13 protein-coding genes are annotated in these 13,844 nt (G+C 32.4%); 11 read left to right on the top strand and 2 right to left on the bottom strand.

Annotated elements, in window-relative coordinates; all coding sequences use genetic code 11:
• Window positions 1-54 precede the first annotated feature (54 nt).
• The gene (locus ERL59_RS06515) at window positions 55-5,721 is read left to right on the top strand and encodes a phage tail tape measure protein (protein WP_160645388.1); all 5,667 of its coding nucleotides are present in this window, start codon (window positions 55-57) and stop codon (window positions 5,719-5,721) included.
• 3 nt (window positions 5,722-5,724) lie between these two features.
• Here ERL59_RS06515 and ERL59_RS06510 read toward each other — a convergent pair whose 3' ends face one another.
• Window positions 5,725-6,537 (bottom strand): outer membrane protein assembly factor BamD, encoded by an 813-nt coding sequence (locus tag ERL59_RS06510; RefSeq protein ID WP_160645387.1) that lies wholly within the window; start codon window positions 6,535-6,537, stop codon window positions 5,725-5,727.
• A 297-nt stretch (window positions 6,538-6,834) separates the two neighbouring features.
• Between ERL59_RS06510 and ERL59_RS06505 the strand changes: the two genes are divergently transcribed.
• Together ERL59_RS06505 and ERL59_RS06500 are read left to right on the top strand one after the other, a co-directional pair.
• A complete protein-coding gene (locus ERL59_RS06505) occupies window positions 6,835-7,626 on the top strand; it encodes a phage antirepressor KilAC domain-containing protein (RefSeq protein ID WP_160645386.1) in 792 nt (263 codons plus the stop codon).
• A 117-nt stretch (window positions 7,627-7,743) separates the two neighbouring features.
• The gene (locus tag ERL59_RS06500) at window positions 7,744-8,628 is read left to right on the top strand and encodes a BRO family protein (RefSeq protein ID WP_160645385.1); all 885 of its coding nucleotides are present in this window, start codon (window positions 7,744-7,746) and stop codon (window positions 8,626-8,628) included.
• A gap of 59 nt (window positions 8,629-8,687) precedes the next feature.
• Here ERL59_RS06500 and ERL59_RS06495 read toward each other — a convergent pair whose 3' ends face one another.
• Window positions 8,688-9,104, bottom strand: coding sequence for a helix-turn-helix domain-containing protein (locus ERL59_RS06495; RefSeq protein WP_160645384.1), 417 nt, complete (start codon window positions 9,102-9,104; stop codon window positions 8,688-8,690).
• Window positions 9,105-9,319: 215 nt separating this feature from the next.
• Between ERL59_RS06495 and ERL59_RS21275 the strand changes: the two genes are divergently transcribed.
• From ERL59_RS21275 to ERL59_RS06460, 8 genes are all read left to right on the top strand, one after another.
• On the top strand, window positions 9,320-9,451 hold the full coding sequence (locus ERL59_RS21275) for a hypothetical protein (protein WP_268894498.1): 132 nt from the start codon (window positions 9,320-9,322) through the stop codon (window positions 9,449-9,451).
• 55 nt (window positions 9,452-9,506) lie between these two features.
• Entirely contained in the window at window positions 9,507-9,794 is a 288-nt protein-coding gene (locus ERL59_RS06490; RefSeq protein ID WP_160645383.1) for a hypothetical protein, read from the top strand.
• 201 nt (window positions 9,795-9,995) lie between these two features.
• Window positions 9,996-10,502, top strand: a complete 507-nt coding sequence (locus ERL59_RS06485) for a hypothetical protein (protein ID WP_160645382.1) — start codon at window positions 9,996-9,998, stop codon at window positions 10,500-10,502.
• A 10-nt stretch (window positions 10,503-10,512) separates the two neighbouring features.
• Complete coding sequence (locus ERL59_RS06480) at window positions 10,513-10,893, top strand: hypothetical protein (protein WP_160645381.1); 381 nt, start codon at window positions 10,513-10,515, stop codon at window positions 10,891-10,893.
• Between the two features lie 265 nt (window positions 10,894-11,158).
• Window positions 11,159-12,007 carry a SpoIID/LytB domain-containing protein gene (locus ERL59_RS06475; protein ID WP_160645380.1) on the top strand — a complete coding sequence of 283 codons (849 nt, stop codon included), beginning with the start codon at window positions 11,159-11,161 and terminating at the stop codon, window positions 12,005-12,007.
• Entirely contained in the window at window positions 12,007-12,633 is a 627-nt protein-coding gene (locus ERL59_RS06470) for a hypothetical protein (protein ID WP_160645379.1), read from the top strand. Before ERL59_RS06475 ends, ERL59_RS06470 begins: the two co-directional genes overlap by 1 nt.
• 193 nt (window positions 12,634-12,826) lie before the next feature.
• Window positions 12,827-12,994 (top strand): hypothetical protein, encoded by a 168-nt coding sequence (locus ERL59_RS06465; protein WP_160645378.1) that lies wholly within the window; start codon window positions 12,827-12,829, stop codon window positions 12,992-12,994.
• A gap of 16 nt (window positions 12,995-13,010) precedes the next feature.
• Window positions 13,011-13,835, top strand: a complete 825-nt coding sequence (locus ERL59_RS06460) for a hypothetical protein (protein ID WP_160645377.1) — start codon at window positions 13,011-13,013, stop codon at window positions 13,833-13,835.
• Window positions 13,836-13,844 lie beyond the last annotated feature (9 nt).

The following is a 13,844-nucleotide window of genomic DNA, read 5'->3' as shown; positions in this document are numbered from 1 at the left end:
GTATCGTCGACAAATTTCGATACTTTTTTTGTTGTGTAAAAAAGGAGTGATACATTGGTAGATAATATAAGAATACTCATTGAGGCTGCATTAAAAGAGAAGTCGATGGAGACGATTGAGAAGAAGTTAAAAAGTTTGAGAACGAAGTTTGATAAACTCGACATTAAAGTTAACCTGAATGGAATATCTGGGGAGCAGCTTAAGCAGTTAGCTAGCATTGCAGATAAGTTTAATCAAGTTAAGAAAGAACAAACTAGAATTATTAAAGAACATGAGCAAGTTGTTAAAAAAGAGAATGGAACTATTGAGAAACAAAAGGAGATTACTCTTTCTAATGGTGAAATAATCACGAAGTCTAAAGAATTAATTGATGAAAAGACTAAGATCGTTGAGGGACATACTAATGCTGTAAAAAGAGATAATAAGGCTCTAGAAGAGCAAGGAAAACTCATTCAGCAGACACAAAAATTAGATGTAGAAAATAACAAGCTAAGTTCGACTGAAACTAGAGAGAATGACAATGTAAAAAGCACTACGACTTTTAATAACTATGATGAAGTAGTCGGAACAAAGATTGTTGATAATCTCAAGGCTAGAGAAAATGAAACCAAGAAGTTGACACAGGCTAAGAGAGAACTTAGAAAAGAATTAATTACGCTTAAAAATAATGGGCGAGTTTCTAGAGATGAACTGTTGAAGTTGAATCGTTCTATTTCGATGAAAGATTCTAATGCGGAACTTGATAAGACTAGAGAAAAGATTAAAGAACTTCAAGAGATATCTAAACGTGGGATTCTAATTGATCAAAACAATCAACTGAAAAGTAGTAATATAACTGAAGAAGAAATTGAGAACACATTAAAATTAAATCAAGCTTACAAAGATAGAGAAATTAGAGAGATATCTTTAAATAGAGTTACAGGACAATGGACAGCCTCATTAAAAGAGAATGATAAACAGAATAGAATTATCAAGGGTGCAGTCGATAAAACAACGGGTAGTTTGTATAAGAATAGTGAAGCTTTGAGAGAAGTTACAGCGAGAAATTTAGGGTTTGGTGAACAATTTAAAATTGCAGCAGCTCGTATTCCTATCTGGATGGGAGCCATGACAGCGTTTTACTTTCCTATCCGTTCCTTTCAGCAAGGGATTCAATATATCTACGAAATAGATAAAGCAATGACCAACCTCCGAAAAGTCACCGATGAAACAGAGGAGACTTACAGAAACTTTGAAGCAACATCAAATAAAGTTGCACAAAGTCTAGGTGCTATGACTGTAGACGTAATCAATTCTGGTACAGAGTGGGCTAGATTAGGCTACAACATTCAACAGGCTCAGAAGTTGACCGAAGAAACCATTATATATGCAAACGTTGGAGACATGGAAGTTGAGGATGCTAACAAAGCATTACTATCTGCTATCAAAGGTTTTGGCATTGAGGTTGATGAACAGGGTAAAAATGTAAGAAAGATAATCGATTTATACAATCAGGTAGGAAATGAGTTTAGTACATCTAGTGCCGGGCTAGGTGAAGGACTAAGGCGATCAGCAAGTTCATTAAAAGAAGCAGGAAATACTATTGAAGAGTCAGTTGCATTAATAGTAGCTGCAAATACAACTATTCAAGATCCTGCAAGCGTAGGTACAGCTCTAAAAACAGTATCAATGCGTATAAGAGGTATCGGAGAGGAAGGTGAAGATCTTTCACGTTTAGTACCTACTCTAGAATCGTCGTTCAAAAATCTTGGATTGACTTTAAAACAGGATGAAAACACTTTTAAGTCTACATATGACATCTTTAATGATTTAGCAACAGTTTGGGAAGATTTATCAGATTTTGAACAAGCGAATATAACTGAATTAGTAGCCGGTAAACGACAAGGTAACATCATTGCATCCCTCCTGGCTAACTGGCAAGATGCCACAGACTCTTTGGAAGTTGGTCTTAACTCGGCTGGATCAGCAGCAAAAGAGTATGAAAACTATTTAAACTCAATGGAAGCAAAGGTTAAAGAGTTTCAAAACGCTACGGTTGGTTTTTGGCAGAACTTTATCGATACAGAGGCAGTTAAAAACTTTGTAGAGTTTGGTACTTCAACTGTATTGTTAATGACCAAGTTAACGGATACATTTGGGAGTGTAGGTAGTGTGGCCGGTGTAACTACCACTGCTCTAATTGCATTTAATAGTACTATTAGAGCATCTACAATTGGTGCTTTTGCAACTCAAATAGAGAAAACAACATGGCATATGAATTTATATAAGAATTCAGCTATAGCTGCAAGATTTGCCACAATTGCATTACAGGGAACCATGACACTCGGTTTAACGGTTGCGGTTGCTGGTTTGGTGGGGGTAATATCCGAATTTACCGGCAATGTTGCAGAGGCTAAGCGAGAACAAGAGGAATTTGTTAGATCAACTAAAGATGCTTATCAATCCTTTGAACAGAATTACAATAAACTAAAAGATCTAACAGAACAATATGAAATATTATCTGAGAAGTTATCTCTTTCATTAGAAGAACAAGCTGAATTAAAACGAGTTCGTGAAGAGATCAATGAGATACTACCTAAATCTATCAAGTACTATGACGATGAGGGAGAGGCTGTATATGCTACCTCAGAGGAAGTTCGAGAGCTAACTGAAGAATATCGCAAGTTAAATCTTGAACGTGCAAAAATAATATATGGTGACTCTCTGAGTAATATCGATGGCGTTACTGATACACTATCAGAGAATTTAGAGAATCAGAAAAAAGCTATTGAAGAGTACAATAAAGCAGTTATAAAAGAAGAAGGACTAACTTTATTTAAAGATTTATTCTCTAAAAGCAACCTTAGTGAACTAGAACAAGGTTCTCAAGAGTATATGAATGAATTAAATAACCTTTTAGATGATTTAAAAACAGGTGTAGAAGGATTAGTTTATGAAAAAGGTTTAGATACTGATCTAGCGAAAGAACTCGAGAGTGATATCAGGTTCGACTTATTTGGTAAGAAGAAAGATATAAAAGATTATAGTAATTATATTACTGAGAACTTACAACAAGCAGAAATAGCAATTGATATCTTCGATGGCAAGGTAAATGAAACTGGCCAAAAAGTAAGAGAAAGTCTTGATACGTTAAAGAAGCCTTTCTATGAATTTACAGATACACTTGATATAGAAGATGGCACTGTACAAAAGTTTATTGAGTCGTTCGCTGAGAGTTTTGTTGAGGTGAATGAAAAGGCGATTCAAGAAGACTTTAATGGAATGCATAGCTTGTTTAAAAATGAGATAGAGAAGATTTTACAACTCCAAGAAGGTGAGCAAATTGATCTATCCAAGATATATAGTTCTTCTGGATTGAAAAATATTAAAGACGAATTAAGCGTTTTGGAAAGATCTACAAAAGTGCTTTCAAAAACATTTGAAGAATTTGAAACTCAAGTTGAAGAAACAGATGAATCATTAAGCGATCTCCCTCTAACGTTAGCAGAAGTTCAAGAAAACGTGTCGCAAGTAAAAGAGGAAATGAGCTTATTAAGACAGGCAGAAGAAGAGATTAATGATGAAGGAAAACTGACACAGGATACATTAGATGGGCTTGTAGCTAAATATGATGATTTTATAAATGTCTTAGGACTAACAAATGATGAGATATTAAACTTTATTTCCGCTAAAAAAGAAGAAAAAATTGAGTTTATAAATGCGGAAATAGAGAAAACAAACACAACTATTGAAGAGTCGAATATAAGATTACAAATTCTTCAAGCAGAATATGCGATATATGAACAGCAATACGCAAAGATGGAAGAGATGTCCAATAAAGGATTAATATCAAGTACAGCTGTAGGTGCGATGTTTTCTGATATGGTAGATAAATCAGATCAGATAGATGTAATAGAACGTCAAAAAGGACATCTAGAGTATCTTTTACAAACAAGAGATAATCTCTTAAATGGAAGCACTGGTACTTCCTCTAAGAGTTCATCATCCTCTAGTAGTGATCCTCTTGAAGAGGCATATAAAGAAGAACTAAGTTATATAAAATATCTTACCGATAAACATAACTGGTCTACTGAAGAACAGATCAAAGCATTAGACAAACTTCAAAAATCTCATCAAGAATATTTATCTAAAAATAAAGAAGCTTATCAATCTCTTGATTTAGAACTAACTCATTTGAATGAAAACCTTATGAATGAAAAATTGCGTCACTCTAAAGATTGGATAGAACAAGAAAAATATTATAATCGTCTGTCACTAGAGCAAGAATTAGCTGCTTATGAACGTGTACTAGAGACTCATAAAGAGAATGCCGAGGTTCGCAAAGAGATAGAACGCGAGATTTTCAGAGTTAAAAATGAGTTAATTGACAAAGAAATAGAGCTTGAAGAAGAAAAGCAGCGTCAATTAGAAGAAGGTGCCCAAGAACGTCAAGAGCAATTAGACCAGTGGCAAATTGATTTAGAAAGTGCTGTCAGAGATGCTGTAGAAGCTATGAAAGATTATTACAGAGAACGTCAAGAATATGAAGTTGAAGCTATTGAAGAAGAGATTGATGCTTTTAAAGATGCCCACGATGAAAAGATGGATCTGCTTGATGATGAACTTTCTAAATACGAAGACATTATCAATAAACAACTCGACGCTATTGAAGATCAAGAAAGCGAAGATGACTTTAACAAGAAATTAGCTAAATCCGAGGGTGAAGCACAAGAGATAAGAGGTAAAATTAATGAACTTTCACTTGACGATTCTACTGAAACTAAAGCTTCTATATTAGAACTAGAAGAAGAGCTGGCTGATAAATTAGAAGAAATTGAAGAAATGAAACATGATCGAGAAGTTGATCTAAGAAAAGAAAATCTACAACATAATTTAGATACAAAGAAAAAGGAAATAGATGCCGAAAGAGATGCTGCACAAGAAAAGTATGAGATTGAATTAGATGAATTGAATCGTAAGAAGGAAGCAGAGCAACAGTATTGGCAGGATAAGATAGATGATCAAAGATATTATAATGAGTTAATAGAAAAAGCTAATAAAGGGCATGTAAATAATCTTCTATCAGAACTTGATCGCATGAGCGATTCAGTTAAAGACGACATGAAAAAGTTAGGGGATGTCATCGAGGGTAATCTAATTGATAAACTTGATGAAGCAGCCGATAAATTAAAAGAAGTAAATGGAGACAAGCCTACTAGTTCTAAGAATAGAAAAAGTGCAGAAGAAAAAGCATATGAAGACTACATAGATAATAAAGTTGAGTGGTACAACATTTATAAAAGATATGGAACTAGTGACTCAGATAGGCAACAAGAATTACATGAGGAAAACAATGAGTATCGCGAGGAATATGGGTTTAAAGATTATTCTATAGATGATCTAAGAGACATGGGATACATTGCTAGCTTGGATACTGGAGGATACACTGGCTCATTTAAGGGTGGAAAATTAGCAGTACTCCACGAAAAAGAGTATGTTTTAAATCCCGATAACTTCGAAAATATAAAGAAAACTGCAGAAATTGCAAATTCGTTAATTAGACAAGCGCCGATCCCCAAATTTCCAACAGGCACTATTAATAACAAGAGTGTTGATAACACGAAAACATTAAGCATTGGAAAAATGATTCACGTTGAGAGAATGGATAACAATACAGATATTAAAAAAATTGCAAAAGATCTAAACAAAGAACTGGCGGCAATAGGATTTACACTCAAATAAAAATTAAAATTCTTGAATGGCTACTACAACATCATTCTCAAAATAAACATACTTATTGTCATCATATACCCACTGTTCATCTGTTCCTGATGTTGTAGTGGTTGTATTTATTTTATTTGGCTTTCCCCATATTGTAGCCAAGACCTCATCTTTAGTCATTCCAACGACAGGAGGTCTTACTTTACTGCCCTGTGTGACAAGAGTTTTATTAACTTCTTCAGCATAAAACCCAATATAGTTAGGAGAGATATTAGATAATCTCTCAAAAGCTGAATTTTCATAACCGTTTAAAAAGTCATTTAATGCTCTAACATAGTTCAATAAAGCTTCCTTTTCGGAAAAAGAAATTTTAGAACTAACATACAGGTCAGTAATGTACTCAATAGATTCATCATGCTTTGCAGAAGATAGTAGTTTTTTGAGAGAAGCTGTTTCATCTGCTAATTTCAAAGTAGACTCTTGTATATTTTTTTGTTCTTTTATCTGTTCAGGGATATACTCTTTAAAAAAAGACACGTCATCTTTGATATCTCCATCGTATTGAGCATCGATTTTTTGCAGGGATTCAAGACTTGATTCGAAATCTCCCTCTTTATAACTATTCCAGGAGTCTAAAAGTAATTTTATAGTTTTCGTATCCTTGTAATCATCAGGAATTTCATTAATTAATAGTTCAACTTTAGTCCAATCTTCTATGCTTGTAGAAAACACAGCCTCCTGATACTTTTCTTCTATATCACTAACCTCTGTCGTAGTATCAGCACTACAACTAGTTAAAATTAAAGATAACATCAAAAATAAAATTAATTTTTTCAAGGGGATCACACCTTTTGACAAAGATTTGTTCATAGTTATGTGTATATATCTATAATGAAAATTATACCAAATAATGAACTAATTCTATAGTATAAATAGTAATTTTACGCTGATGTGACAAAGACTTAAAACCATTTACTTAAACAAATCTCCATCTCCTTAAAAGAAAAATAAAATTAATTTATTGACTACTGGAAAATTTAGTGATATAATACCCTTAACATCATGAATCGGTTAAGAGGCATTTTTTTTATTGGTCAAAAGTGTAAAATAAAATTAAAAGGAGATGAAGATTGTTTGAGTGAAGTTAAAATGTTTAATCATGAAGTATTTGGTGAATTACCAGTAATTGAAGTGGAAGGAAAGAATTACTTTGGGGCGAATGAAGTAGCAAAATCATTACAGTATGCAAAACCTCATAAAGCCGTTACGGATCACTGTGATGAAGCTGGGGCCCTAACTTGGGGCGTCAGCTCTCCTACAGGAAAAAAGTACAAGAAATTCATCACAATTGGGAATGTTTCGCGATTAATAGTAAGTGCAGCAAAACAAAGTAAAAATCTAGAGATTCGAGAAAAAGCTAAGGAATATGAAAAATGGATATTTGATGAAGTGTTGCCGTCCGTTCATGAGCATGGAGCGTATATGACTGGCGAAACTCTAGAAAAAGCACTTACTGATCCAAAGTTTCTTGTTCAACTTGCTACTACATTAAAAGAAGAAAAAGAAGCTCGTATTCAAGCAGAAAATAAGATTCATGAGCAAGAACCTCTTGTAAATTTTGCTGAAAGCTGCTTAGAAAGTGATGACAGTGTTCTAGTTCGAGAAGTAGCTAAATTGGCTACAGAAAAAGGTATTAAGATTGGACAAAATCAGTTGTTTGAAAAATTGCGTGACTGGAACTTAATAATGAAAGATAAGACGGAGCCAAAACAGGGCGGAGTTAATAGAGGGTATTTTGAAGTCTCGCAAGGAGTTAAGGAGATTAATGGAGAAAAACGTTTGTGTAGAACAACGAGGGTTACACCTCGTGGACAAGTTTACATAATTAACAGAATTAAAAAAGAACTTGAGATGGCAGTTGTGTAAAAACGTAGTTTTTTAAATTAAAGTGTAAAATAAAATAACTATTTTATAGGAGGGATTATCATAGCCAACTTAATCAGTTTTGATAATTTTAATGTAGAGTTTTTAACAAAGAACGATGTGAATTTCGAGTTTGATGGAGAGGCTCTGCTGAACGGAAAACAAACAGCAGAATTGTTGGGATATTTAAATACTAGGGATGCTTTAAGTAAACATGTAGACGATGATTTGAAGTATAAGGTTAAAAATTCAGATGTCGTAAATCGCGACTTCCGAAAATTAAATAATGCTGGAGAGACATTTATTAGCGTGGATGCTGTAATTGACTTAACTTATAAAAGCCAACTTCCACAGGCTGTTGATTTTAGAAAAAAGGTAAGAGGGATGGTTAAACAAGTTCAAAAGACAGGTAGATATGATGCAGTAGAAAATCAAATTATGGAAGTAGAAGATGAAAGAGAAAAGCAATTAAAACTAAAGTTATATAAGTTGGAGCAACTACTTGAAATTGATCCTAACGATAGACTTATTCAAATTCAATTAAAAGACGTAGAAAAAGATTTACTTTTACATAAACAAAATAAGAGACTTGAACTAGTTGAAGAAAATATATCCTCACTAACTGAGACAGTAGAGAGCGTCAAAGAAGAAAATAAATTGATAAAAGAACAGCAAATGTTTGTTTGCAATAGAACTAATTTTGATGAAAAAATCAGGATACTTGCTAATAAATATTTTGGAAGGAAGATTCAAGATGCATACAAAGAGTTGTTTTCAAAAATGAAGTTATTAGGTAGTTTTGATGTATACTCTAGAAGAAAGAATGAATGGGAAAAAATTAATGCTGATCGAGCAAAAGAAGGTAAAAAACCTTATAAACCTTCAACTTTAAAACAACATTATAATTTCTTAGATGTAATTGATGATTACAATAAATGGGAGTTAGCTAGTGAAGCATATAAGACTATTGAGACTGAGAGGACTGATCTGACGCTAGTTGGTTGAATTCTTTAAAAAGTGATAAATAAAATAACTATCTGGATAATAAAAAGCAAAGTCGTTTTTTAGTCGCTTTGCTTTTTTGCATTTTGTTGTTGCTTAAGTAATCTAAACATTTTTAATTGTTCTTGGAGGTGATTTGCTTCTTCATCCGTTAAGGGTTGCTCGATGTCTTTTATGAATAAAGTATTTTCTTTTTTGGTTGATTTTAAAGATTTTAAATAACTAATATCTTCGACATCATTTATAATATCAGACGTAGTTTCATTAGATAGATTATAATCAAGAAGATATTTAGAGGATCTGCCTAAAAGGTAATCTGTCGAAACATTAAAAAAGTCTGCAATTTTTTCTAGAGTTTCAGAACTAGGTTTTCTCTCTCCAGATTCATATCGAGAAATTTGAACGCTGCTAATATTTAAAAATTTAGATAGTTCTTTTTGGGAAACATTATTTTGCAAACGCATTGATTTTATTTTCATACCCAGTGAAGAAATAAATATCCGCCCTCTCTGCTTATAATATTGATTTTATTATATACCTACACTAAATAGTTATAAAGAAAAATTTAACAATTATTTTAAATATAAGCTTGACCATACCTTCTAGGTAATGGTAATATAAGGATAAGTTACCTATAAGGTAAATAAATCTATTACATTTCAATACAGTTCACTAGAAAGGAGTATGAGTATATATGTCTCATCAATATGAAGCATGGGAATTCATTCGAGATCATTCGTCATTACAAAAAACAATCAACATTGCTAAACGACATCTTGAGAAAATGAAAAAGGCGCAATCTGTTGCAGCAGATATACACCTTTGATAAAAAATATCGGTAGCTTCATTTTAGCATAAGTGAAGCAAAAGGAGAAATTGTTGTGAATGATTTAAGAGCATTTTCATTTCAATGGGAAAACGGTGTCGATTATGTGATAACCAGAACACTTAATGAAGCATTTGGAATTATTCATACCGAAGGTATGGGATATCCAGTATTTTATGAAGCAATTAATACATACGAATTAGATGAGTTCAAAGAAAAAGAACCGGCTTTATACGAAGTTTTAAATGATATTAATCCTGGTCGATTGCATAATACGTTTTTTAGTTTAGTTAATGTAGAAGAGTTTGATTATTATTCTGTGTATAATACTTATACAATATAAAATATTTTGACTCCTCAAAGTTGTGGAATCGGCCTTTCACAATTTAATAAGCTGAGGCACTAACTTAGGGCGGCAGCTTATTGTATAATAATATTATGGGTATCTTCAAACTGAGGGTGCCCACTTATTATTAATACAAAAGAGGATGATTTTAAATGATAGCTGATGTAGAAGCTTTAGTAAATGCGGGGATGTGTACATATGAAAAAAATTTTAATAATAATTTCTATAACTGTACTTATTAGTAGTTGTTCAAATAAGTCTGTATCCGATGAAGCAATGGATGAGGCAATATATAAACAATATACCAATGAATTGCAATCACATTACTATTCCACAAAAATACATCAATATGAAAAGATAATTGAAAGTATAACATCCGATAAAAGTGAAGATTTTACAAGGGGAATGGCGGAAACTTATAGAATGGAAAATAAACTTTATTTCCCTGTCCGATTTAGAGAGAAGGTAAAAATTCTTTCAGAAAATGATTTTGAAAACTTATATAACTTATATAGAAATATGGATTCACATGCTAATAAAATAGTTAATGAAGATATAAATAATTCTATTGACAGCGAAGAATTAAGTGAGATAATCAAACTTACTGATCAGCTACGTGGTTTAGATCCTTATAAAGAAACAAACCAAACCATAGAAAAAGTAAAAGAGTTAAATGAAATCTTAGATAATATCGTTAAGGATTAAATTGGAGAAGGTGAACCAAATAAAAAAGAAAATAATAGTCATAATTTTATTTACATTAATTGTATTGATTGCAACCTTTATTATAACTAAACCAGATAAAAACGATTTTGTTAATTGGTTTGAAGATGAATATGATATTAAGTGCTATGATCCAAAATGCGACACAATTATCTTAAAATTATATTATGGTGAAATATCAAAGAGTACAGCACTTGTTTTGGAAGAAGAATCGTATTCTAATGGGCTATTCAACATAAAATTATCAAAATTATACAGAGGTCTAGATGATAGAGACGACTCTTTCTTTATAGACGTGGAGGGTTCTTTAGGTAAATTCAATGTAGTTGAGCAATGGGAAAAAACTGGGAAATTAAAAAAATCTCTAAAATAATGGGAGTAATCTTGTGCGATAAAATAATAATTTTATTTGGATGACGAAAAAACAGCTAAAAACGGCATATCTATCGACTTACTTAGTAAAGGAGATTAATTAATTTTAGTCTCTTTTTCCTTTTGATCGTGCTACAAGTTCCAATAAAATATAGATTTTAAAGTGGAATATAATTTTGACACAATAGTTATGATTTGCTACTATTTTAGTGTATCTATCAAATAATGGTATAATATACTAAACAATAGGGAGATGAACTAATTTAATGAAAAAGAAAGTTGCAGCAACAATACTGGCATTATCACTAGTAATTCCTTCAGCATTTGCATCTACTAATAATGAAGTCCCAATAGTAGATCGTCCATCAAATGCTACCCCAGGATTACCACCTGTACTAGTAGGGCCGACTGAAGAAGAGTTGAAAAGTAAATATGGAATAACTACTGAACAGCTTAAAAAAGCAGTAGAGTCAAGTAGCGAAAGTAGCAAAATGAAGAATTCACCGCAAGGCGCTGTTCCTCCTGAATTGTTGGATTTGGTTGAGGTTGAAATATATCCAGAGCCTAAAACTATTAAAGTGTCTATATATGATTTAAGTAGTACAAAAGCAGAAATAAGTGGCACATATAAGAAAACTGTAACTGTAAATTTTGAGACTTATGTTAAAGATGTATTGCCAAATGAGTGGAGAGCTGATTGGGGGAATTCTGCTAGTGGGAAAAATTCGTTAAGAGCAGGGGCACTAGCAGTAAAAACTTTTGGATGGTTTCATGTAGTAGATTGGAAGAAAGATCCTGATCGTGGAGCACACGTAACAAATGGAACTAAATCGCAAGTATACATAGCAGGTTCAAGAAAAACAAATACAAACGCTGCTGTCGATTATGTTGATGAAATGGTTATAGGTAAGAGAGATAGTTTCGCAGGTAAGCTTTATGAAACTGGCTACAGAGCCAATGCAAGTGATAATGGAACACTAATGTCTCAATATGGCTCCTATGATATGGCGTTAGATGGTTACTCTTATAGAAAAATAATCGAGCATTTTTATCGGAGTTATGATTTAGTGGTTAGAGATCAAACTGTATGGGTTAATAGTGGGTTGATAGATTGATGAACATTAAAACTTATATCTATATGTTTTTAATACTGTTCCTGTTAATTGTGGCAAGCGGATGTGGAGAAGCAAAAACAACTGGAGACGAAATTACCAGTGATAAAATTGAAGAATCAGTTGAAGAATCAATTGAAGAAGAATCTGATCCTAATAAAAAAACTGGGATAGTAACAGGGAGTGATGGAAAAAGATATATTTCAAAAGAAGGATTGAACATTATTACTTCCCCACCATTAGAAGGAGCTGAAGCAGTAGCTTGGCAACACTTTAAATTACGTGGAGAGCAAAAGTACGATGAATCACTAGAGTTAATGACTGGATTTATAAAAGAAGATAGAGCCGAAGGCTATGGCAGAAAGTTACATGAAGAAGTAGTTGGTGCTAAATTTCTAAGAATGTCTGATATCACTAGTATTGCACCAGAAGAATCAGAAGTCGAAGGTGCTTATGATTATCGAGTTCTATATACTGAATTAGATTTTAGCTTGCGTGGAGAAATAGATCCAGAGAATACAGATATGAGAAACGGAAAAAATCATTATGCTGTCCATTTGATTCAAGAAAAAGAGGAATCTGATTGGAAAATCGTACTCTTAGGAGGTAGCCCACCTTTAGAACAATAATGACACTTTTCTAGCGAAAAAATTGCGTGCTACATGTCTTCTTATAATAAGATCGTTCTAATGGACGGTCTTATTATACTTTCAATAATAAAAATAGAGTGTGGACATTAGCAGATTATGGTATAATATAGTCATATAATATCTATTTCTACATACATATATCCTAAATGCTAGATTTAGGAGGTATGTGAGAGTGAAAAAAAACAGAAATGTAGGAATTGGCTCATTTAAGCCTTTGAAAAAGATTGTTAAACCAGGTGAAGTGTTGGGTACAAAAACTTATTATACTGAGAGTGGTCAGAAAGTTAATGTAACAGCAATTAAAGGAAATGGTAAAATAAAGGATTCTAAATCAAGTTAATGGAGATCATTTTTTAATGAACATGAAAGTTATCAAATGGAGTGCGTTGCCAACATTGGTTGGTGGAGGTTTAATTATTTTTTTTAAAGAAAGTTTAAAATCCATTTTGGCTGATCTCCTCAATGTAATTCATCCAATACTTTATTATTTAGTCTCATGGATTTCGCACTTAGAACCTCCTACTATAGAAAACAATATAATCTCTTTTTTCTCTATATTAGGGATTGTAATCATAGTATATCTACTTATGGTGGGTATATATACAGTCTTAAAATCAGTTTTTTATTCTTATTTTTGGAAAAAAGAAGTTATAAGTCAAAGTGTTTTTGGAAAAGAAGTAGCTGCGGTTATCAATGCTATAGATCATCAGCACTCTAGTATAAATGTTAATGATAAATTGGTTACTCTAATGACTAGAGTACACGATAGAGTAAAAGAAATTTTTAATTTTGATAATGGTAATTTTCAAGTTCTCTGGATAACACCAGATGATAGTGACGAGAATGGTGAGGATTTTTTATTAACTTATTTGGAAGATGAAGTCGTTGATTCTATTACAACAAACGCCTTAGTTCGCACATGTTTAATACAGAATGATCCAAGATTTGTATTAAAATATGTAGAGGATATCGTCCCTTCATCACAAGAAATACAGCAATTTGCAATTGTTAAGAACTATGGTAAATTTAGATTGGGGCTTGCTATAATAAGCAAGGAAAAGGAAGTTTTTAATACAGAGAATATAGAGCAGTTTAATGATTTGACATCATATTTTCTTTTATTAGGTTTCAATACTAAGTTTTGTGAAGAAATTAAAAATAAAGCTGAACAAATTAGTTAAAGGAGGTAA

The sequence above is a fragment of the Chengkuizengella marina genome (assembly GCF_009910845.1).
GTDB lineage: Bacteria > Bacillota > Bacilli > Paenibacillales > KCTC-33759 > Chengkuizengella > Chengkuizengella marina.
Note: the sequence above shows the minus strand (reverse complement) of the source record. Positions and strands in the feature narration are given on the sequence as shown.